This window comes from Arthrobacter arabinosi, from assembly GCF_054511115.1.
Genome location: NZ_JBTNDF010000006.1, coordinates 189951 through 212039 on the forward strand (window position 1 = coordinate 189951; position 22089 = coordinate 212039).

Here is a 22089-nt window from a genome sequence, read left to right on the forward strand (position 1 = left end):
GCACATCAGCGGGCCCCTGTGAAGCAGCGCCCGGGGGCGGGCCGCGCTCGGCAGGGGCGGCGCTCAGTAGCGGGGCGCGGCCTCGGGGTGCGCCGCCAGGTCCTCCTCCGCCTGGCGGTGGATGCGCTTCTCGACGACGAACGAGAGGAGCGGCACCACGCCGCCGAGGGCGATCAGGATGAAGCGGCCGAACGGCCAGCGCATGATCTGCCAGAGACGGAAGTCGGCGATGAGGTAGACGACGTACAGCCAGCCGTGGACGATCAGCACCGCGGTCGAGAGGTTCAGTCCCCCGGCGGTCTCCGCGACGGCTTCGGGGAGGAACTGCAGGGGCGCGCCGCCCCCGGCGACGATCTCCGCGCCGAACCCGTACTTGGCCACCATCTCCACGACGACGAGCAGGAGCATGACGCCTGTCGCGTACGCGAGGACCTTGTAGAACGCCAGGGCGGAGCGGATCTGCGCGTGCGTGCCACCGAAGCGCCGCTTCGGCGTGCCCTTCGCGGGCGTCCGGCCCGTTCCGGTGGTCGGGTCGAGAGCTGGCTCAGTCACGGTGGGTTCCGCCTTCGGTGTCGGATCGGGTTTCGGGGGTCGATGCGGGCCGCGCATCGGATCGGGGGCCGGACGCCGAGTCGACTCCGGCTTCCCCGGCGGCGTCGTCGGCGTCCTCGAGGGTGCGGCGGTGGTCGTCGGCGACGAGGCGCCACCACAGGAAGAACGCGAACCCCGCGAAGACGACCCACTCGACGGCGTAGAAGACGTTGAGCCAGTTGATCGGGGTGTCCTGCGGCTGCGGGCCGACGACCACCGGCTCCATGCCGGCGGCGAAGGGGACGTCGGCTCCCCCGGCGGTCACCGCCGCCGCCACCACGAAGGCAGCGTAGGCGGGGGCGTCCCACCGGTTGGCGAGCTCGGCCGTGGACAGCGAGGGGACCTGGCCCTCCACGGGCCGCTGCACCAGGGGCGCTTCGGGCGGCAGGAGGCGTCCGACGACGGCTGCGGGCCCCTCCTGCTCGGGAAGGGAGTCGGCGGCGTCGGCCGCGGGCACCCAGCCGAGCACGACCGGGATGACCGCGCCCTCCCCGGCACCTCCCGCCGTCGCCCCGTCGACCACGAACGCCTGGACGACCCACAGGCCGTCCTCGCCCTCGCGCAGGCGGTCCTGGACGAGGGTGCGGGTGTCCGGCAGGAAGTCGCCCTCGAACGAGACCATCTGGTCGGCGTTGCTCGCGTACAGGGGCGTGAGGGGCTGGAGCACGTCGCTCAGCGGGATGACGTTCTCGGTGGTGCTCGCTGCCGGCGGCGGGGCCTGCCGCGACGAGTTGAACTGCCACTGGCTGAGGAGCACGAAGACCGCGGCGATCGCCATCGCGAGGATCAGCATCAGGATCCATCGGGGCTTGAGCGCGGTCTTCAACACCCCTCAACGGTACTTCGTGCCTCTGTAGAACACCGAATGACGCCCACGCCCGACGGTCCGGAGGCAGGACCCGGAAAACTGATTGGCAAATCCCTATCACTGGGGCGGGAAGCGGCTTACGCTTGATCCTCGTGCGCTCCTATCCCTATCCCCTGACCGGCCCGCCGGATCTCCGCTCGCCCTCGCGCTACCTCCTGTGGCTCGCCGGCCACCAGAAGGCCACCCTGGCCGCGGGGATCCTGCTCGGCACCGTGTGGATGGCATCGCAGGCCGTCATGCCCTTCGTTCTCGGACGGGCCATCGACGACGGCGTGATCGGCGCGGATCATCGGGCGCTGCTCGCCTGGGCCGGGGCCCTGCTCGGCCTCATGGCGATCCAGGCGGTGTCCGACACCGCGACGCATCGCACCGGGGTCAGCAACTGGATGCAGGCCGCGTTCCGCTCCGTGCGCCTCGTGGGCCACACGATCAGCAGGACCGGGGACGCCCTGCCCACGGCGCTGTCGACCGGGGAGGTGGTGTCGACGGCGGCCTCCGACGCGTTCCGCCTCGGCGAGGTCTACGAGGTCCTGACGCGCCTGGCGGGCGCGGTCGCCGCGTGGCTCGTCGTGACGGTCCTCATCTGGCGGACCTCACCGGTGCTCGGCATCGTGGTGCTCGCCGGCGTCCCCGCGTGCTGCGGGCTGCTCCTGTTCGTGGTGCGCCCCCTGCAGGCCCGGCAGCGTGAGCAGCGCGAGGCGTCCGGCAGGATGACCGCGGTCGGCGCGGACACCGTCTCCGGCCTGCGCGTACTGCGCGGCATCGGCGGCGAGCACATCTTCGTGGACCGGTACCGGGCCAGATCGGCGGACACACGCGACGCGGGTATCCGGGTGGCGCACTCCCTCGCGGACCTCGAGGCGTCGCAGGTGTTCATCGCGGGCACGTTCAGTGTCGTCTTCACGTGGGTCGGGGCGTCCCTGGTCCTCTCGGGTGACATCACGCCGGGCGAGCTCGTGGCCCTGTACGGGTTCTCGATCTTCCTCATGACGCCCATCCGGGCCGCGGCGGACTCCGTGGCCCGGTTCATCCGCGCGCACGTGGGCGCCCGCAAGATCCTGGCCGTGCTCGCGGTGGGCGCGAACGTCGCCGACAGCACGACGCCGGTCCCCGCCCCGCCGTCCGGCTCTCCCCTCCTCGACGAGCGCACCGGCGTGATCGCCCACCCCGGCCTGCTGACCGCCGTCGTCTCGAAGGACCCGGCGGAGGCGACGGCTGCGGTGACGCGCCTCGGCCGCTTCGAGGACGCCGTCCTCGAGGAGGCGACCGTCCGGTGGGGCCCCGCCGACCTGCGGCACGTGCCGCTCGCCGAGGTCCGCGCGCGCATCGTGGTCAGCGAGGCGAGCCCCCAGCTCTTCAGCGGCCCGTTGCGGAGGCAGCTCGACCCGCACGGCAGGCACGACGACGGCGCGATCCTCGCCGCCCTCGAGGCGGCCGGCGCGTCCGACATCCTCGACGGACTCGAGGGAGGCCTCGACCACGAGGTCACCGAGCGCGGTCGGGGCTTCTCGGGAGGGCAACGGCAGCGCCTCGTCCTGGCCCGCGCCTACCTGTCCGACGCCGAGAACCTCGTGCTCGTGGAGCCGACGAGCGCCGTCGACGCCCACACCGAGCAGCGGATCAGTGCCCGCCTGGCCGGCGCGCGGCGGCGGGAGAACCGCACGACCGTCGTGGTCACGGCCAGCCCGCTCCTGCTGCGCGCCATGGACCGCGTGATCTTCCTCGAGGACGGCCGCGTCGCCGCGCAGGGCACCCATGCGGATCTCATGACCGACCATCCCTCCTACCGTGACGTGGTGATCCGCAGTGAGTAGTACGGCCAGGCTTCCCGTCGCCGCTCCGGGGACGGTCCGCGACGAAGCCTTCCGCCTGATCCGGCACCACCGGCGGGGCCTCGGGGCGGTGATCGCCCTGTACGTCGGATCGGCCGTCGCCGGACTCGCCGGGCCCCTGCTGCTCGGGATCCTCATCGACGCCGTCGCCGCGGGCACGACGCCCGACTTCGTCGCGGCCGTCTCGCTCGGGATGCTCGCGTTCCTCGCCGTGCAGTCGGTGCTGCGCCGCTTCGCCGTCCGGTCCGGCATGGTGTTCGGCGAGCGCGTCTTCGCCGAGCTGCGCGAGGACTTCATGGCGGACGTCACGGCGCTCCCGCTCTCCACGGTGGAGAGCGCGGGCACGGGCGACCTGGTGGCCCGGACGACCAACGACATCGACGCCGTGTCCCACACGGTGCGCTTCGGCGTGCCGCAGGTCGTCGTCTCCGTGGTGACCATCGTCCTGACGCTCGGCGCCGCCGTCGTCACCTCCCCCGTCCTGTCGCTGGCCCTCCTCGTGGGGCTGCCGCTGCTCTGGCCCGTCACACGCTGGTACCTCCGCCGCAGCGCGGACGGGTACATGCGCGAACGCGAGACCTACGCCGTCGTGAACGGGACCATCACCGAGACCATCGAGGGCGCGCGCACCGTGGACGCCCTCAGCCTCGGCGGGCTGCGCCGCGCGGACCTCGACGACGCCCTCGGCGCGAGCTACCGGGCGGAGCGCTACACGCTGTGGCTGCGCTCCGTGCTGTTCCCCGCCGCGGACATCGCGTTCTGGCTGCCCGCCGCCGCCGTCCTCCTGTGGGGCGGCTGGCTCGCGGGCCAGGGCGTGGTCACCCCCGGTGCCGTGGCCGCCGTGGCCCTGTTCGCGGTGCGGCTGATCGACCCCGTGGACCTGCTCATCATGTGGACCGACGAGATCCAGGTGGGCGCGGCGTCGCTGGCGCGCATCGTCGGCATCAAGGGCGTCGAGCCGGACCGGGAGTCGACGGCGGCCGAGCCGGCGAACGACGACATCGTGGTGTCGGCGGCGACGTACGCCTACCGTCCAGGGCACGACGTGCTGCACGGCGTGGACCTCACGCTCGTGCGGGGCGAGCGCCTCGCCGTCGTCGGCCCGTCGGGCGCCGGCAAGTCGACGCTCGGGCGGCTGATCGCCGGGATCCACCCGCCGACGTCGGGCTCGGTCACGGTGGGCGGCGTACCGCTCGTGGACCGGCCGCTCGACGACCTGCGCCGCGAGGTGGCGCTGGTGACGCAGGAGCACCACGTGTTCGTCGGCTCCGTCTCCGACAACGTGCGTCTCGGCCGGGCGGACGCGGGCGACGGCGAGATCGAGGACGCCCTGCGCAGCGTCGGTGCCCTCGACTGGGTGAAGCAGCTGCCCGAGGGCATGGACACCGAGGTGGGCTCGGGTGCGTACGAGCTGGGCCCCGCGCGGGCCCAGGAGCTCGCGCTGGCACGGCTCATCCTCGCCGATCCGCACACCCTGGTGCTCGACGAGGCGACGTCCCTGATCGACCCGCAGGCCGCGCGCGACGTGGAACGCGCGCTCAGCGCGGTCCTCGAGGGGCGGACCGTGATCGCCATCGCGCACCGGCTGCACACGGCGCACGACGCCGACCGCGTCGCCGTCGTCGAGGACGGCCGGATCGCGGAGCTCGGCTCCCACGACGAACTGCTCGCGCTCGACGGCGCGTACGCGTCCCTCTGGCGCTCGTGGCGGAGCGACTAGCGGACCGGGCGGACGACGGACCGCCCGTCAGTGGTCGTAGAACACGAGCGAGGAGTTGATCAGTTCGGCGATCACCTCGGCGTCGTGGGCACGGCGCAGCGACTCCCGGAAGTTCTCCTTGAACAGGCTGCGGGCGATCGTGGCGAGGACCTCGAGGTGCTCCGAGAAGGACTGCGCGGGCGTGGCCATGAGCAGGACGAGGGTCGCCGGGCCGTCCACGGCGCCGAAGTCGAGGCTGTACCCGAAGCGGGTCACCCCGACGGCGATCGAGGTCTGGTTGACGTACTCGCTGCGGGCGTGCGGCAGGCCGACGCCGCCGGGCAGGCCCGTGGCCATCTGGTGCTCGCGGGAGTTGACCTGGTCCAGGAAGGCCTGGAGGTCCGAGATGCGGCCCGCGTCGTACAGCCGTCCCGCGAGCTGGGCGGCGGCCTCCTCCTTGGAGGTCGCCTCCATCTCGAGGATCACGAGGTCGGGGGTGGTGAGTTCGGCGTCGTGCAGATCGAGCGGCTTCTCGCTCACGGGGTGCCTTTCAGGGTTCAGTCGACCGAGACGTACGGCGAGAGGACTACTTCCACCCGCTGGAATTCCTTCAGATCCGAGTACCCTGTGGTCGCCATCGCACGCCGCAGCGCCCCGATCAGGTTCGAGGTGCCGTCCGTGTGGTGGGACGGGCCCCACAGCACTTCCTGGAGGGGCCCGACGGTCCCGATGTTGACCCTGTCGCCGCGCGGCAGTTCCGGGTGATGCGCCTCCTGGCCCCAGTGCCAGCCCTGGCCGGGTGCCTCCTCGGCCCGGGCGAGCGCCGAACCGAGCATGACGGCGTCGGCCCCCATGGCGATGGCCTTGACGATGTCGCCGCTGGCGCCCATGCCGCCGTCGGCGATGACGTGCACGTAGCGTCCGCCGGACTCGTCCATGTAGTCGCGGCGGGCACCGGCGACGTCGGCGATGGCGGACGCGAGCGGCGAGTGGATGCCGAGCGCGCGGCGGGTCGTCGTCGTCGCACCCCCACCGAAGCCGACCAGGACGCCGGCCGCCCCGGTGCGCATCAGGTGCAGTGCCGGGGTGTAGCCGGCCGCGCCGCCCACGATCACGGGCACATCGAGTTCGTAGATGAACTTCTTGAGGTCGAGCGGTTCCTCGTTCTTGGACACGTGTTCGGCGGACACCGTGGTGCCGCGGATGACGAAGATGTCGACGCCGGCCGCGAGGACCGTCCTGTAGAACTGCTGGGTGCGCTGCGGCGTGAGCGATCCGGCGACCGTCACACCGGCCTCCCGGATCTCGGCGAGGCGGCTCGTGATGAGTTCCGCCTGGATCGGTGCCTCGTAGATCTCCTGCATGCGGCGGGTGGCGGCGGGGCTGAAGTTCTCCGCGCTCAGGCCGGCGATCTCGTCGAGGGCGCCCTGGGGGTCCTCGTAGCGGGTCCACAGGCCCTCGAGGTTGAGGACGCCGAGGCCGCCGAGCCGGCCCATCGCGATGGCGGTGGCGGGCGACATCGCCGAGTCCATGGGGGCCGCGACGACGGGCATCTCGAACTGGTACGCGTCGATCTGCCAGTTCACCGAGACGTCGAGCGGATCGCGGGTGCGGCGGGAGGGCACCACCGCCACGTCGTCCAGCGAATATGCCCTGCGTCCGCGCTTGCCTCGGCCGATCTCGATCTCGTAAGTCACTGCTCTAGGTTAGCCCAGCGCGCCCTCCGGGCAGGTGTCACCTCCGGTGGCACCGCGGGCGCGTCCGGCCGCGGATCTGCTACCGGACACGGCCGCGCGGTCATGCGTGGGCGCGCGGGGACCTTATCCTGAACACCGGACGAGGACTATCGAGGAAGGACGACGGGATGCCGTTCCGTAGCAAGCAGACCCTGGAGACCTGGCTCGACGAGTTCCGGACCACCCGCGAGGGCGGTGCGCTCGTCTCGGTCCTGGTGCAGGACGGCGCCGACGGCGCCGACACCGGACTCGTGATCGTCCCGCTGAGGAATGACAGCATGGAGATCTTCATGCAGCCCGTCGCCGTCGGCGACCCCCAGTGGTCCATCTGGTTCGGCACCCGGGACGAGGGCGCCGAGCTCACCGCCGCGGAACTGCACGGACTCGCCGCCGAACTGCTGGTCGCCGCGTCCCTGTGCCAGTTCCTGCAGGAGAAGTCGATCGACCACGTGGAGCACCAGGACCACCCCGAGCCGGCGGAGAACGTCCCGGGCTGAGGTCCGGGGGAGGATGCCCGGCACGCGTCGGGGCAGGGGCGGCGCGGTCAGGCGTCCGGAAGCTGGCTCTCGAACATGCGGTAGTAGCGGCCGCGCAGCGCCACGAGTTCGCGGTGCGTCCCGGACTCCACGACCTCGCCGTCCTCGAGCATGTACACGACGTCGGCCTTCTCGATGGTCGCCAGGCGGTGGCTGATCGCGATGATCGTCCGTGAGCGGTCGGCGAACAGACGCGTGAAGATGCGGTGCTCGGCGAGCGCATCGATGGCCGACGTCGGCTCGTCCATGACGATGAACGGCGCGTCCCGGTAGAAGTTCCGGGCCATGGCGAGCCGCTGCCACTGGCCGCCGGACAGGCCGCTGCCCTTGCGTCCGCGCGGGTCCTCCATCCAGTTGCTGACGTAGTTCTCGAACCCGTTCGGCATCTTCCCGATGAAGTCCGCCGCGTCGGCGTCGCGTGCCGCCCGCCGCACCCGCTCGTCGTCGCGCGGGCCGTGCACGTCGCCGAAGTAGATGTTGTTGCCGGCCGTGGCGAACTCGTACCGCAGGAAGTCCTGCGACATGACGGCCAGATACCGGTGCCAGTCCTCGATCGCGATTCCGCGCAGGTCCCGTCCGTCGAGCAGCACCGCTCCCGTGCTCGGCTGGTAGAGGCCGGCGAGGACCCGGACGAGCGTGGACTTCCCGGCACCGTTCTCACCCACCACGGCGACGTGCGTGCCACGCTCGAAGGACATGGAGATTCCCTTGAGGACCTCCGCCTCCCCGCCGGAGTAGGTGAAGCGGATGTCGCGGAGTTCGACGACGGCGGGAGCGTCCTGCAGCCGGCCGGGGGCGCCCGTGGACAGCGGGAAGTCCATGAACTGCTCGTAGTCCTTGAGGTTCGCGAGGTCCTCGTCGATGGAGCTCAGGGAGGAGACGAGGCTGTTGGCGGTGCTGAGGGCACGGCTGACGATCTGCTGCACGTACAGGAACTGGCCCACGGGCTGGGCCCGGGCGATGATCTGCCCCACGATCCACACCAGGGCCAGCAGCTCGGCTCCGTACTGCAGGCCGTCCGCGAGGAGCTGCTTGGGGATGTACCGCTTCTGGAAGTCCAGGCGCCGCTTCTCGTCGGCGTCCCGCAGGGTGGAGCGCAGGTCCATGAGGTACCGGACGATCCCGTAGAGGCGCATCTCGGCGATGTTCTGCGGCTTCATGAGGTTGGTCTCGATCATGCGCCGCTGCCTCCGCGAATCCACCTGCGTGTTCCAGTGCGCCATCTGCTCGCGGGAGAGCCGGAACTGGAGGTAGACGCTGGGGATGATGGCCAGGAGGACGATCAGCGCGATCCACCAGCTGACCAGGAGCAGGGCGCCGATCGCGAGGACCACGGAGACCAGCTGCGTGAAGATCGCTGCGATCCGGTCGAGGACCCTGGCGTAGGAGTCGGAGAACCGGCGGGCCCTGTCGTACAGGTCCACCGTCTCCTTGTCGTCGTACCGCCAGAACTCCAGTGCCAGGAACCGCTCGTACATGCGGTCCCCCACGATGGCACCGACGCGGAAGCTCAGGACCTGCTGGATGTAGCGGTCCACGCTGGTGAAGGCGCCCCACAGCAGTCCGAGGACGGCCGTGACGATCACGTAGACGATCGCGGACCGTCCGGCGTCGGGGTCTCCGGCGTAGGCCGCGGCGAGCGCCGTCGTCGTCAGGGAGGCGAAGTAGGTGGTGACCAGGGGCAGGGTCGCGGAGATGAGCGAACCGGCGACCTTCATGGCGACGGCGCCCGGCGACGCCTTCGCGCTGACCACGAGGACCTGCCCGACGGCACGGGCGTACGGTCCCAGCCGGAGCCTGCCCCGGGCGGTCGCCCGGGGCTGCGGGAGGCCGCTCATGCGGGCCCTCCCGCCCGACGGGACATGCGGCCCGGCGCCCTACTTGGAGCCGTAGTTGGGGGCCTCGACCGTCATCTGGATGTCGTGCGGGTGGGACTCCTTCAGGCCGGCGGCCGTGATGCGCACGAACTTGCCCTTGGCCTTCAGCTCGGGGATGGTGCGGGCCCCGGTGTAGAACATGGTCTGGCGCAGCCCGCCGACGAGCTGGTAGGCCACCGACGCGAGCGGGCCCCGGTAGGCGACGCGACCCTCGATGCCCTCGGGGATCAGCTTGTCGTCGCCGGTGACGTCCGCCTGGAAGTAGCGGTCCTTCGAGTAGGAGGTGTTCTTGCCGCGCGTCTGCATGGCGCCCAGCGAGCCCATGCCGCGGTACGTCTTGAACTGCTTGCCGTTGACGAAGATCAGTTCGCCGGGGGCCTCGGCGGAGCCGGCGAGGAGCGAGCCGAGCATCACGGTGTCGGCGCCGGCCACGAGGGCCTTGCCGATGTCGCCCGAGTACTGGAGGCCGCCGTCGGCGATCACCGGCACGCCCGCGGGGATGGCGGCCTTCGCTGATTCGTAGATCGCGGTGACCTGCGGGACGCCGACGCCGGCGACGACGCGCGTGGTGCAGATGGAGCCCGGGCCCACGCCCACCTTGATGCCGTCGGCGCCCGCGTCGATGAGGGCCTGCGCACCCTCGCGGGTGGCGGCCTGGCCGCCGATGATGTCGACGTGCGCCAGGGACCTCTCGGCCTTGAGACGCGAGATCATCTCGAGGACGCCCGCGCTGTGGCCGTTGGCGGTGTCGACGAACAGGGCGTCGACGCCGGCCTCGACGAGGGCCATGGCGCGCTCCCAGCCGTCGCCGAAGAAACCGATGGCCGCACCGACGCGGAGGCGGCCGTCGTCGTCCTTCGTGGACAGCGGGTACTGCTCGGCCTTCGTGAAGTCCTTGACGGTGATGAGTCCGCGCAGGATGCCTTCGTCGTCGACGAGGGGCAGTTTCTCGATCTTGTTCTGCGCGAGGAGGTTGATGGCGTCGTCGCCGCTGATCCCGACGGCACCCGTCACCAGGGGCATCTTCGTCATGACGTCGCGCACGAGCGTGCGCGGGAAGTCGCGCTCGAGCACGAAGCGTGTGTCGCGGTTGGTGACGATCCCCAGCAGGTGTCCCGTCTCGTCGGCGACCGGCAGTCCGGAGACGCGGTAGTGCCCGCAGAGATCGTCGAGTTCCTGCAGCGTGGCGTCCGGGCCGACGGTCAGCGGGTTGGTGATCATCCCGGATTCGCTGCGCTTCACGCGGTCCACCTGGTCGGCCTGGTCGGAGATGGACAGGTTGCGGTGGATGACGCCGAGTCCGCCCTGACGCGCCATGGCGATGGCCATCCGTGACTCCGTGACGGTGTCCATCGCGGAGGAGAGCAGCGGCGTCCTCACCGTGATGCGCTTGGAGATGCGCGACGACGTGTCGGCCTCCGAGGGGATCACGTCGGTGTGGCCGGGGAGCAGGAGCACGTCGTCGTACGTCAGGCCGATGAATCCGAAGGGGTCGTGGGTCTCGTGCTGGCCTGGCTGCTGGGTCACTGCTGCGCCTCTTTCGGTGTCGCCCGGTGGGGGTGTGAGCTCTGGAGCGGCGGCTGTGGATGCGCCGACGGGCCCTGACAGTCTAGAACGGATCGGGGAGGCCCCCTATTCCGGTGACAGCGCTCACCTCACCAGCCGAGGGCCGCCGTGAATCGCTCCTCGAAGACCGGGACGGTCGTCTCCACGTACGTCTTGGAGAGGTGGTCGCGGTCCATGTACACGCGGACGTTCCCCACCACGCCGGGGCACGTCGCCCCCGCGCAGACGACGTCGGTCAGGTCCACGTGTTCGAGGCCGGGCAGGCGTCCGGCCAGGGGCAGGAGGGGCGACGACGGCGCGAGCACCTCCGCCGCCGGGACGTCGCACGCCGCGGGGTCGTCGGCATGGCGGGCCGTGCACTCGGCCATGTCCTCCTCGAAGCGGGGCGTGTCGCGGAGCGCGACGACGGGGATCCCGGCATCCAGGAGCGGCGTGACACCCGCCTCGAACCCGGCGGGGACCTCCTCGGCCGGCGAACTCCAGTCCGTCCGCGTCCCGACGGTGAGCACGGCATCCGGCGCGAGATCCAGGGCGTAGGCACGGACGGCGTCGTTGAAGGCCCGGCACTCCGGGTCCACACTTCCGCCTGCATCGACGAACCGGCAATTGGGACGGTGCACGGAGACGGCGAGCCAGCCGTTGGTCTCGGCCATGGCACCGAGCGCGGTCATCCACATCTGCGAATGGGAGTCCCCCAGCACCAGGACGGTCCGCTCCGCCGTCGCCTCGTCCCCCGTCTGGACGCACGAGGACAGCCGCGGGTCGGCGGGCATCAGGGCCTCCGAGCACGGCCCGTCCACGGCGGCCCACTCCGCGCCGAGGCTGCTCGCGAGCGGCTTCACCAGTGCATCGTCCGCGCCCCGGTATTCGAAGTCGGGGTGGAGGGCCCCGGCGCCGGGATTGTCGGCCGGCGTCTGCTGCTCCACGGCGGCCTCCTGCGCCTGCACCCGGTACTCCCAACCGGACAGCGGGACGGCCACGAGGGCGAGGGCCAGCGCGGCCACGAGGCCCGTGCGCCACCGCGTCACGGACGGCCATGACCACGAGCGCACCGGCTCCTCGACGAGACGCGTGGTGAGCACGGCCAGCACGAGGGAGGCACCGATGACCGCGGCGCCGTCGAGCAGCCCGGCATTCTCCTTGCCGGCGACGACGAGCCAGAGGACCAGGACCGGCCAGTGCCACAGGTAGAGCGCGTAGGACGCGCCGCCGAGCCGCAGGAGCGGCCCCGAGGACAGCCAGCGGTCCACGCCGGCGGGGCTGTCCGTGCGGCCCGCGACGATCACGGCGGCCGCGGCCAGCGTGGGCCAGAGGGCCACGAAGCCCGGGAACTGCTGCTGCACCTGCAGCAGGACGCCGCACGCCAGCATCATCACGACGCCCGCCCAGCCGAGGACCACCCGGGCGCGCCGCGGGATCCCCAGATACGGCAGCGCGAGGGCCACGAGCGATCCGAGGGCGAATTCCCAGAGCCTGGCGCGCGTGTCGAAATAGGCGGCCGCCTGGTCTGCACCCGTCTGCCACACCGAGAACGCGAGCGACGCCGCGAAGAGGGCGCCGAACAGGACGATCAGCACGGGCCGCGGGCGCAGGCGCGTGACGCCGGCGAACGCGCCGGCCACCGCGAACAGGAATGGCCACAGCAGGAACACCTGGCCCTGGATGGACAGCGACCAGAAGTGCTGCAGCGGGCTGGCGGCGCTGTGGTCGAGGGCGTAGTAGTCCACGGCGTTGCCCGCGAGCTCCCAGTTCTGCCGGTAGGTCAGCGACGCCCAGGTCTGGTCGAACACCGCACGCCACCGCGAGCCCGGCAGGAAGGCGGCCGTCGCGGCGAGGACGGACAGGAGCACGACGACGGCGGCGGGCAGCAGCCGCTTCAGCAGGTTGAGCCAGTACGCCACGAGGGCGAGGGGCTGCTGCGCCTCGAGCCTCCGCGTGAACGTGACCGTGAGCAGGAAGGCGGAGACGAGCAGGAAGACGTCCACGCCGCCGGACACCCGGCCGAGCCACACGTGATAGACCACCACCATGGCGACGGCGAGGGCCCGCAGCCCCTGGACCTCCGGGCGGAAACGGCGGGCATCACCGCCGGCGGACGACGACGGGGATGCCACGGGAGGACCTGCCGGGGCGGCGGTCGTCGGGGTGGGAGCCACGCTGTTCCTCCTCTGCGGGACGGGCACGGGAAATGAACGCAAACCTCCAGATTACTGCCCGGCCGTCGTCGTCGGGCATCGCGGCGGACCAGCCGGCCCCCGTCCGCGCGCGGAACCCCGTAGTCTAGGGGGAGTATCTTCCCCGACCGCAGGGGACCACCAGTAAGGAATCGCCGGGTCCTCCGGCCTCGACGACACTCGTCTGACGGCCGCTCCCCCGCCGTTCCCCACCAACGAGAGAAATCTGATCTGTGAATAAAAGACCTGCCGCACTGAAAGCACCACGGGAACTGGCCAAGGGAGCCATGCGCATCGTCGCTCTCGGGGGTATCGGTGAGATCGGCAGAAACATGACCGTCTTCGAGTTCGAGGGCAAGCTGCTGATCGTCGACTGCGGCGTGCTGTTCCCCGAGGAACACCAGCCCGGCATCAACGTGATCCTCCCCGACTTCTCCTACATCAGGGACCGGCTCGACGACGTCGTGGCCGTGGTCCTCACCCACGGCCACGAGGACCACATCGGTGGCGTGCCGTACCTGCTCAAGGAACGCGCGGACATCCCCCTCGTCGGATCGCGGCTCACGCTCGCGTTCATCGAGGCGAAGCTCAAGGAACACCGCATCACCCCGAAGACCATCCAGGTCAAGGAGGGTGACCGGCGCACCATGGGCGGCTTCGACCTCGAGTTCGTCGCCGTCAACCACTCCATCCCGGACAGCCTCGCCGTCGCCATCCGCACCGCGGCCGGCATGGTGCTGCACACCGGCGACTTCAAGATGGACCAGTTCCCGCTGGATAGGCGCATCACGGACCTCGGCGCTTTCGCCCGCCTCGGCGCGGAGGGCGTGGACCTGTTCCTCACGGACTCCACCAACGCGGACGTCCCGGGCTTCACGACGTCGGAGAAGGACCTCGGGCCCGCCATCGACGCCGTGTTCCGCACCGCCCCGCGCCGGATCATCGTCTCCAGCTTCGCGAGCCACATCCACCGCATCCAGCAGATCATCGACACCGCGCACCGGCACCGCCGCAAGGTGGCCTTCGTGGGGCGCTCCATGGTGCGCAACATGACCATCGCGGCGGATCTCGGCTACCTGAACATCCCGCAGGGCCTGCTGGTGGACTTCAAGAAGCTCGAGCGCAGCGACGACCACAAGGTGGTCCTCATCTGCACGGGCTCCCAGGGTGAGCCGATGGCCGCCCTCTCACGCATGGCGAACAACGACCACGCCATCCGGATCACCGAGGGTGACACGGTGCTGCTGGCCAGCTCCCTCATCCCCGGCAACGAGAACGCGATCTACGGCATCATCAACGCGCTCACCGAGATCGGCGCCAACGTGGTCCACAAGGGCAACGCGAAGGTGCACGTCTCCGGCCATGCCAGCGCCGGCGAGCTCGCCTACTGCTACAACATCGTCAAGCCCCGCAACGTCATGCCCGTGCACGGCGAGTGGCGGCACCTGCGGGCCAACGCGGAGATCGCCGTCGCGACCGGCGTCGATCCCCGCAACGTGATCCTCGCGCAGGACGGGGTGACAGTGGATCTCGCCCGCGGCCGGGCGACCCTTTCGGGCAAGGTCGACGCCGGGCTCGTCTTCGTCGACGGCGACAGCGTGGGCGGCATCACCGAGGAGGACCTCGTGGAGCGCCGCCGCCTGGCCGAGGAGGGCGTGGTCACCATCCTCGCCATCATCGACCCGGACAGCGGCGACATCGTCGAGGCCCCCGAGTTCTTCACCAAGGGCTTCTCCTGCTCCGACGAGGACCTCGACAAGGCCGGAGCCGCCGTCGAGAAGGCGCTCCGCGATGCCGCCTCGAACCGCCAGGGCGGCCGCCGCCAGGACCCCGAGGACATCATCGAGCGGGCCACGGCCAACTGGATGCGCCGGTTCTACAACCGCCAGCCCGTGGTCAACGCGATCGTCGTCGACGCCTGACCCGAGCCGGACAGGGAGAAGCCCCGGTACCCGTTGGGTGCCGGGGCTTCTCCCTGTCCGGGACCGCTCGTCCGGTGGCGGTCGGCCCCGGTTCCCGCTCGGTGCCGGACCTTCGTTGTCCGACGGTGGCAGTCCGTGCCTGTTCCGCGCCTATGCTGGGCACACGGATCGGTTCGACCTGGGGGACCTGTGGCACGCAGACTGTTCGGCGAGATCTCGCCGCTGACCTACCGCATCGCCTCGGAACGGATGATCCTGCTCAGGCACCTGCGGAACGTTCGGGACCGTGGCATGATCTCGTCGACCCGCTCCGAGGAGTCCCTGCCCGTCACCGTCTACCGTCACAACTCCCTGATCCGCCGACGGCTGGGGAACGTCGACACGGAACTGCAGGACAACAAGGCCGTCAGCCTCGGCCTCACGGCCCCGAAGATCGACGGCATCCTGATCAGACCCGGGGAGCGTTTCTCCTTCTGGAGCATCGCGGGCCGCTGCTCCGCGAAAGAGGGCTACAGGGAGGGCCTGACGATCAGCAACGGCAGGCCGACCAGGGGTATGGGCGGCGGCATGTGCCAGTTCACCAACCTGCTGCACTGGATGGTGCTGCACAGTCCGCTCACCGTCGTCGAGCACCACCACCACAACGGGCTCGATCTCTTCCCGGACTACAACCGCCAGATCCCCTGGGGTACGGGCACCTCCATCGCGTTCAACTACCTCGACTACCAGGTGGAGAACCGCACCGACCGCACCTTCCAGTTCCGCACCTGGACGAACGACGAGCACCTGGGCGGGGAACTGCGGGCCGACCGCGAGCTGCCGATGAAGTTCCACCTCCGCGAGCATGACGCCTACTTCTACGAGGAGGGCGACGACGTGTACCGGCACAACAAGATCTACCGGATCGAGCGTGACAGACGCACGGGGCAGGTGATCTCCAGCTCACTGATCCTCGAGAACGAAGGCAAGGTGGCGTACGACCGGTCGCTGGTCCGCTCGGAGATCCTCCCGTCACGTCCCCTGACGCGCGAGGAATCCGCGGAGCTTCCCACGGGGTGACCCCACCCGGTGGGCATCTCCGAGCATGCCCACTGAAGAGCCCGGGTCGGTGGGCAGGAGTGCCGGCCGACACGAAGTGCCCGGACGCAGAAGCACCCCGACTCCGAGGAGCCGGGGTGCTTCGGCGACACGAAGGGGCCGGGGCCCCTGCGCCTAGTGCGAGTGGCCGTGGACCTCGTCGTCGGACGCCTCGGGCTTCTCGACCACGAGGGTCTCCGTGGTGAGCACCAGCGCCGCGATGGAGGCCGCGTTCCGCAGGGCGGACCGCGTCACCTTCACGGGGTCGATGATGCCGGCCTCGACGAGGTTCTCGTACTCGCCGCTCGCGGCATTGAAGCCGTGGCCGACCTCGAGGTCGGAGACCTTCGCGACGACGACGTAGCCCTCGTGGCCCGCGTTCTCGGCGATCCAGCGCAGCGGCTGGGCGAGGGCGCGGCGGACGAGGCCGACGGCGGTGGCCGCGTCGCCCTCGAGTGCCAGGACGTCGGGGTCGGTGTCCAGTGCCTTGCCGGCGTGGACCAGCGCGGAGCCGCCACCGGCGACGATGCCCTCTTCGAGGGCCGCACGCGTCGACGACACGGCGTCCTCGATGCGGTGCTTCTTCTCCTTGAGCTCGACCTCGGTGGCAGCACCGACCTTGATCACGCCGATACCGCCGGCGAGCTTCGCGAGGCGCTCCTGCAGCTTCTCGCGGTCCCAGTCGGAGTCGGTGCGCTCCACCTCGGCCCGGATCTGCGCCACGCGGTCGGCGACGTCGGACTCGCTGCCGGTGCCGTCGACGATCGTGGTCGCGTCCTTGGTGACGGTGATCCGGCGTGCGGACCCGAGGACCTCGAGGCCCACCTGGTCCAGCTTCAGGCCGAGATCAGGCGAGACGACCTGCGCACCCGTGAGGGTGGCGATGTCCTGCATCATGGCCTTGCGGCGGTCACCGAAGCCGGGCGCCTTGACGGCGACGACGTTCAGGGTGCCCCGGATCTTGTTGACCACGAGGGTGGAGAGGGCTTCGCCCTCGATGTCCTCGGCGATGATGAACAGCGGCTTGCCGGCCTGCAGGGCCTTCTCGAGCAGCGGCAGGAACTCCTGCAGCGAGGAGATCTTGCCGGAGTTGATGAGGATGAGCGCGTCCTCGAGGACGGCTTCCTGGCGCTCGGCGTCGGTCACGAAGTACGGCGAGAGGTAGCCCTTGTCGAACTGCATGCCCTCGGTGAGGACGAGCTCCGTCTGCGTGGTGGAGGACTCCTCGATGGTGATCACACCATCCTTGCCGACCTTCTCGAACGCCTCCGCGAGGAGATCGCCGACCTCGGTGCTCTGCGCGGAGATGGAGGCGACGTCGGCGGTCTGCTGGCCCACGACCTCGCGGGCGTTCTCCAGCAGGCGCTTGGCGACGGCCTCGACCGACACCTCGATGCCGTGCTTGAGCTGACCCGGAGCGGCGCCGGCGGCGACGTTGCGGAGGCCTTCCTTGACCAGTGCCTGGGCCAGGACCGTCGCGGTGGTGGTTCCGTCACCGGCGACGTCGTTCGTCTTGGTGGCGACCTCCTTGGCCAGCTGGGCGCCGAGGTTCTCGTACGGGTCGTCGAGCTCGACCTCGCGGGCGATCGTGACGCCGTCGTTCGTGATGGTGGGAGCGCCCCACTTCTTGTCGAGCACGACGTTGCGTCCGCGGGGGCCCAGCGTCACCTTGACGGTGTTCGCGAGCTTGTCCACGCCGGCCTCGAGGGCACGGCGGGCGGCATCGTTGAATTCCAACTGCTTTGCCATTGATTGGTTCCTTTCAGGCTTGTGCAGCAAGAAAAACCCCGGCCACTGCGGGCCGGGGCTTCTCCGATCGGGGTGTTACTTGACGACGATCGCGAGGACGTCGCGGGCGGAGAGCACCAGGTACTCCTGGCCGCCGTGCTTGACTTCGGTTCCGCCGTACTTCGAGTAGATGACGACGTCGCCCTCGGCGACGTCGACGGGGACGCGGTTGCCGTTGTCATCGACACGGCCCGGTCCGACGGCTACGACTTCGCCCTCCTGGGGCTTCTCCTTGGCGGTGTCCGGGATGACGAGGCCGGAAGCAGTGGTCTGCTCGGCTTCGAGCGGGCGGACAACGATACGATCCTCAAGCGGCTTGATAGAGACCGACACGGGCTCTCCTTTGCGTTCGGTACCAATGGACTGTGGGCCGTCGGGCTGGGCGTGAACCGTCGTCGCGGTGCCGGCGAACGCTTCCCTCGGGATTAGCACCCGCAGTGAGCGAGTGCCAACTCCGACTGTATGCAAGCGCTGGCACTCGGTCAAGGCGAGTGCCAGCCCGTGGCCATGGGCGGAGGGCCGGAACCGATGCCCGGGCTATTACGTCATGCTCCGTTTGCGTAATTCCGCACCGGTCGCCTAGATTCGATCAGGTAAGGCTTTCCTTACTTCATTCTTCCCGGCCCTCGGCCCCTTCCCCCGGAGTCCATCCATGTCACACGTGCGCCTCGCCGTCCTCTCCGCAGCCGCTGCGGCCACCCTCGCCCTGACGGCGTGCGGCGGATCCTCCGAAGCCGCCGGCGAGCCCGCGTCCTCCCCGATCGTCACGGTCGAGCATGCGCAGGGAACCACCGAGGTGCCCGTCGACCCGCAGACGGTCTTCACCTTCGATCTCGGCGCGCTGGACACGCTCGACGCCCTCGGCGTCGGGGTGGCCGGCGTCCCGCAGGGCACCCTCCCCGCGCAGCTCTCGGGCTACGAGGGCGGGGACGTCGCCGACATCGGATCCATGAAGGAACCCGACTTCGAAGCGATCGCCGCGGGCGCCCCCGACCTGATCATCATCTCGGGGCGCGTCGCCGACTCCTACGACGAACTCTCCGCGATCGCGCCCACCATCGACCTCAGCGTCGACGCGGCCGATCCGATGGCGAGCTTCACGGAGCACACGGAATCCCTCGGCCGGATCTTCGGCGTCGAGGACGAGGTGGCGGACCGCCTGGCCTCCCTCGACGACGCCATCGCCGGGACGAAGGAAGCCGCCGCCGCCGCTGGAACCGGGCTCGTCCTGATGACCAGCGCGGGCGAGGTCACCGCGTACGGCGCCGGTTCCCGGTTCGGCCTGATCCACGACGTGCTCGGCGTGGCACCCGCCGCCGAGGTGACGAGTGAGGGGACCCACGGCGAGGCCGTCTCCTTCGAGTACATCGCGGAGGTCGACCCCGCCCACCTGTTCGTGATCGACCGCGACGCCGCGGTCGGTGAGGCGGGAGCAGCAGGGGCCGCGGTCCTCGACAACGACCTCGTGAACGGGACGACAGCCGGGAAGAACGACGCCATCACCTACCTCGACTCGGCGAGCTGGTACCTCATCGGCTACGGCCTGGACAACCTCGACGCCATGGTGTCCGCCGTCAACGAGGCCGTCACGGCCTGACCTGCCCACCGCACCCCGCGGCAGACGCCTCCATGCCAGTACTCACCCTCCCGCCGCGACAGCCGGTCCGGCAGCATGGTTCCAACGGATCACCCGCCCTCGGGCTGGCCGGTGGAGCCGTGCTGCTGCTCGCTCTCGTGAGCCTCTTCGTGGGCGTCTCCGACGTCTCGCCCGGGGACCTGCTGGCCGGTGATGCCGACGTCCGGCAGACCTTCCTCGTCAGTCGCGTGCCGCGCACGCTGGCGATCGTGCTGGCCGGTGCCGCCCTCGGCATCGCCGGATTCATCCTGCAGCTCATGGCACGCAACCGGTTCGTCGAACCCTCCACGGTGGGGACGGTCGAGTCCGCCACCGCGGGCATCCTCGTGGCCACGCTCGTCCTGCCCGGAGCGCCGATCGTCGATAAGATGCTCGTCGCCGCCGTCTTCGCCATGGCCGGCACCACCCTCTTCCTGGCCGTCCTCCGCCGCATCCCGCTGCGCAACACGCTGATCGTCCCCCTCGTGGGCATCATGCTCGGCGGCGTCATCGCCGCGGTGACCACGTTCTTCGCCTACCGGTTCGACCTGCTGCAGACCCTCAACACCTGGATGATCGGCGACTTCTCCGGACTCGTCCGCGGCCGCTACGAACTGCTGTGGATCGTCGCCGTCCTCGCCGTGGTCGGCTACATCTGCGCGGACCGCTTCACGGTCGCCGGGATGGGCGAGGAGTTCACCACGAACCTCGGGCTGGGCTACCGGCGCACCATGAACCTCGGTCTGGTGCTCGTGAGCCTCATCAGCGCCGTCGTCGTGGTGGTGGTCGGAGCCATCCCGTTCCTCGGACTGATCGTCCCCAACCTCGTGTCCCTGCTCATCGGCGACAACGTGCGCCGCGCCGTGCCCTGGATCGCCGTCGTCGGAGCCGGCTTCCTCCTCGCCTGCGACATCCTCGGGCGCATCATCCGCTTCCCCTACGAGGTGCCGGTGGGAGTCATCGTCTCCGTGGTGGGCAGCATCCTGTTCATCACCCTGCTCGTGAGGAGGAACGCCGGTGCGCGCTAGGACCGGGACCCTGCCCGCCGCCGTCGTGCAGTCCGCGCGGCGACCCGTCCGGTCCATCCCGCCCGCCGCCTGGCTGGTGATCCTCGGCGTCAGCGCTGCAGCGCTCATCGCGGCGTTCCTCCTGATCGGCCTCGAAGGGAACCTCGCCTACGTACTCCCCCGGCGCCTGGGCAGGGTCGGCGCGATGGTGCTCGTCGCCGTCGCCGTCGGGGTGTCCACGGTCCTCTTCCAGACCGTCACCGGCAACCGCATCCTCACGCCGTCGATCATGGGCCTGGACGCGCTCTACATCCTGATCCAGACGGTGCTGGCGTTCGTGCTCGGCGCCGGGACACTCCTCACCCTCGGCGCTCCCGTCCGCTTCGCGATCGAGGTGTCCCTCATGGTCGGTTTCTCCTGGCTGCTGTACCGGTGGCTGTTCCTCGGCGACGGGCGCAGCCTCCACCTGCTGCTGCTCGTCGGGATCGTGTTCGGGGTGTTCTTCCGGGGCGCCTCCTCGCTCCTGCAGCGACTGATGGATCCGAGCGAGTACATCATCCTGCAGGACCTGTTCTTCGCGAGCTTCAACCGGGTCGACCCGCTGCTCCTGCTCATCTCCGCGGTCACCGTCGCCGGGTTGTGCATCCCCGCCTGGCGGCTGCGCCACCGGCTGGACGTCCTCGCCCTCGGCCGCGAGACCGCGGTGGGCCTCGGCGTCGACTACCGGCGTACCGTGACGCTCGTCCTCGTGGTCTGCTCGGTGCTCGTCGCCGTCTCCACCGCACTGGTGGGCCCGGCGACGTTCTTCGGCCTCCTCATCTCCGCCCTCGCATACCAGCTCTGCAACCAGTTCAGGCACGCCGCGGTGCTCCCCCTCGCCGTCCTCCTCGGCGTGATCGCGCTCGTGGGCGGGCAGCTCGTCCTCGAGCAGATCTTCGCCTTCGACACCGCCCTCAGCATCGTCATCGAATTCACCGGCGGCATCGTCTTCCTCGTCCTCCTCCTGAAAGGCCGCATCCGATGAAGGGCCGTCTCCGATGATCACCATCGACCATGCCACCAAGCGCTACGGCGCCGCCACGGTGGTCGACGACGTCACCTGCACCGTCCCCCGGGGCGGCGTCACCTCGATCATCGGACCGAACGGCGCGGGCAAGTCCACCCTGCTGTCGATGATGAGCAGGCTCCTCCCGCTCGACGCCGGGTCGGTGGTGGTGGATGGACTCGACGTGAGTACCACGCCGGGACCGGTCCTCGCGCGGGCCCTGGCCATCCTGCGCCAGGAGAACCAGCTCACCGTCCGGCTCTCCGTGCGCGACCTCGTGGGCTTCGGCCGCTTCCCCCACAACAACGGCCGCCCCACCGTCGTGGACCGCGAACTCATCGAACGCGCCCTCGCCTACCTGGACCTGACGGACCTGGCCCACCGCTTCGTCGACGAGCTCTCCGGCGGGCAGCGCCAGCGGGCGTTCATCGCCATGGTGCTCGCCCAGGACACCGACTGCATCCTGCTCGACGAGCCGCTCAACAACCTCGACATGAAGCACTCCGTGGACATGATGCGCCTGCTCCGCCGCCTCGCCGACGACCTCGGGAAGACCGTGGTGCTGGTCATCCACGACATCAACTTCGCATCCTGCTACTCGGACACGATCCTCGCGATGCGCGACGGTGCGCTCATCCGCCAGGGCCCGCCGGAGGAGATCATGACGCCGGAGGTGCTGCGCGAGGTGTACGACGTCGAGATCCAGGTGGAGCAGATCCGCGGCAACAGGATCGGCGTGTACTTCGCCTAGGCTGG

General features: G+C 70.2%; 18 protein-coding genes. 9 read left to right on the plus strand and 9 right to left on the minus strand.

Annotation, left to right across the window (positions count from 1 at the left end):
- Positions 1-63: 63 nt before the first annotated feature.
- Both ACX80P_RS15015 and ACX80P_RS15020 read right to left on the minus strand, forming a co-directional pair.
- Positions 64-552, minus strand: a complete 489-nt coding sequence (locus ACX80P_RS15015) for a DUF3817 domain-containing protein (protein WP_459278913.1) — start codon at positions 550-552, stop codon at positions 64-66.
- Positions 545-1420 (minus strand): SURF1 family protein, encoded by an 876-nt coding sequence (locus ACX80P_RS15020; protein ID WP_459278914.1) that lies wholly within the window; start codon positions 1418-1420, stop codon positions 545-547. Before ACX80P_RS15020 ends, ACX80P_RS15015 begins: the two co-directional genes overlap by 8 nt.
- Positions 1421-1551: 131 nt before the next feature.
- Here ACX80P_RS15020 and ACX80P_RS15025 point away from each other — a divergent pair, with 131 nt between their 5' ends.
- On the plus strand, positions 1552-3273 hold the full coding sequence (locus ACX80P_RS15025; protein WP_459278915.1) for an ABC transporter ATP-binding protein: 1722 nt from the start codon (positions 1552-1554) through the stop codon (positions 3271-3273).
- Positions 3266-5011, plus strand: coding sequence for an ABC transporter ATP-binding protein (locus ACX80P_RS15030; protein WP_459278916.1), 1746 nt, complete (start codon positions 3266-3268; stop codon positions 5009-5011). The genes ACX80P_RS15025 and ACX80P_RS15030 overlap by 8 nt, the downstream gene beginning before the upstream one ends.
- A 27-nt stretch (positions 5012-5038) precedes the next feature.
- On the opposite strand, the gene ACX80P_RS15035 is transcribed toward ACX80P_RS15030, so the two are convergent.
- Complete coding sequence (locus ACX80P_RS15035; RefSeq protein WP_459278917.1) at positions 5039-5530, minus strand: PTS sugar transporter subunit IIA; 492 nt, start codon at positions 5528-5530, stop codon at positions 5039-5041.
- Positions 5531-5547: 17 nt separating this feature from the next.
- Positions 5548-6687: a GuaB3 family IMP dehydrogenase-related protein gene (locus ACX80P_RS15040; protein WP_459278918.1), complete on the minus strand. Its 1140-nt coding sequence runs from the start codon at positions 6685-6687 to the stop codon at positions 5548-5550.
- A gap of 167 nt (positions 6688-6854) precedes the next feature.
- On the opposite strand from ACX80P_RS15040, the gene ACX80P_RS15045 reads away from it, so the two are divergent.
- Positions 6855-7223, plus strand: a complete 369-nt coding sequence (locus tag ACX80P_RS15045) for a hypothetical protein (protein WP_459278919.1) — start codon at positions 6855-6857, stop codon at positions 7221-7223.
- A 47-nt stretch (positions 7224-7270) separates the two neighbouring features.
- On the opposite strand, the gene ACX80P_RS15050 is transcribed toward ACX80P_RS15045, so the two are convergent.
- From ACX80P_RS15050 to ACX80P_RS15060, 3 genes are all read right to left on the minus strand, one after another.
- Complete coding sequence (locus tag ACX80P_RS15050) at positions 7271-9100, minus strand: ABC transporter ATP-binding protein (protein ID WP_459278920.1); 1830 nt, start codon at positions 9098-9100, stop codon at positions 7271-7273.
- 39 nt (positions 9101-9139) lie between these two features.
- On the minus strand, positions 9140-10666 hold the full coding sequence (guaB, locus tag ACX80P_RS15055; protein ID WP_459278921.1) for an IMP dehydrogenase: 1527 nt from the start codon (positions 10664-10666) through the stop codon (positions 9140-9142).
- 128 nt (positions 10667-10794) lie between these two features.
- Positions 10795-12861, minus strand: coding sequence for an acyltransferase family protein (locus tag ACX80P_RS15060; protein ID WP_459278922.1), 2067 nt, complete (start codon positions 12859-12861; stop codon positions 10795-10797).
- Between the two features lie 305 nt (positions 12862-13166).
- On the opposite strand from ACX80P_RS15060, the gene ACX80P_RS15065 reads away from it, so the two are divergent.
- Positions 13167-14801, plus strand: a complete 1635-nt coding sequence (locus ACX80P_RS15065; protein WP_459278923.1) for a ribonuclease J — start codon at positions 13167-13169, stop codon at positions 14799-14801.
- 189 nt (positions 14802-14990) lie between these two features.
- Positions 14991-15860 carry a VanW family protein gene (locus ACX80P_RS15070; RefSeq protein WP_459278924.1) on the plus strand — a complete coding sequence of 290 codons (870 nt, stop codon included), beginning with the start codon at positions 14991-14993 and terminating at the stop codon, positions 15858-15860.
- Between the two features lie 153 nt (positions 15861-16013).
- Here the strand turns inward: ACX80P_RS15070 and groL are convergent, their stop codons facing one another.
- Together groL and groES are read right to left on the minus strand one after the other, a co-directional pair.
- A complete protein-coding gene (gene groL, locus ACX80P_RS15075) occupies positions 16014-17627 on the minus strand; it encodes a chaperonin GroEL (RefSeq protein WP_459278925.1) in 1614 nt (537 codons plus the stop codon).
- Between the two features lie 75 nt (positions 17628-17702).
- Positions 17703-17999 carry a co-chaperone GroES gene (groES, locus tag ACX80P_RS15080; protein WP_459278926.1) on the minus strand — a complete coding sequence of 99 codons (297 nt, stop codon included), beginning with the start codon at positions 17997-17999 and terminating at the stop codon, positions 17703-17705.
- A gap of 319 nt (positions 18000-18318) precedes the next feature.
- Here groES and ACX80P_RS15085 point away from each other — a divergent pair, with 319 nt between their 5' ends.
- From ACX80P_RS15085 to ACX80P_RS15100, 4 genes are read left to right on the plus strand one after another with little or no spacing between them, the layout of a single operon-like run.
- Entirely contained in the window at positions 18319-19263 is a 945-nt protein-coding gene (locus tag ACX80P_RS15085) for a siderophore ABC transporter substrate-binding protein (protein ID WP_459278927.1), read from the plus strand.
- 32 nt (positions 19264-19295) lie between these two features.
- Positions 19296-20309 (plus strand): ABC transporter permease, encoded by a 1014-nt coding sequence (locus ACX80P_RS15090; RefSeq protein ID WP_459278928.1) that lies wholly within the window; start codon positions 19296-19298, stop codon positions 20307-20309.
- Positions 20299-21312, plus strand: coding sequence for an iron chelate uptake ABC transporter family permease subunit (locus tag ACX80P_RS15095; protein WP_459278929.1), 1014 nt, complete (start codon positions 20299-20301; stop codon positions 21310-21312). Before ACX80P_RS15090 ends, ACX80P_RS15095 begins: the two co-directional genes overlap by 11 nt.
- A gap of 13 nt (positions 21313-21325) precedes the next feature.
- Positions 21326-22084 (plus strand): iron ABC transporter ATP-binding protein, encoded by a 759-nt coding sequence (locus ACX80P_RS15100; RefSeq protein ID WP_459278930.1) that lies wholly within the window; start codon positions 21326-21328, stop codon positions 22082-22084.
- Positions 22085-22089: the final 5 nt, after the last annotated feature.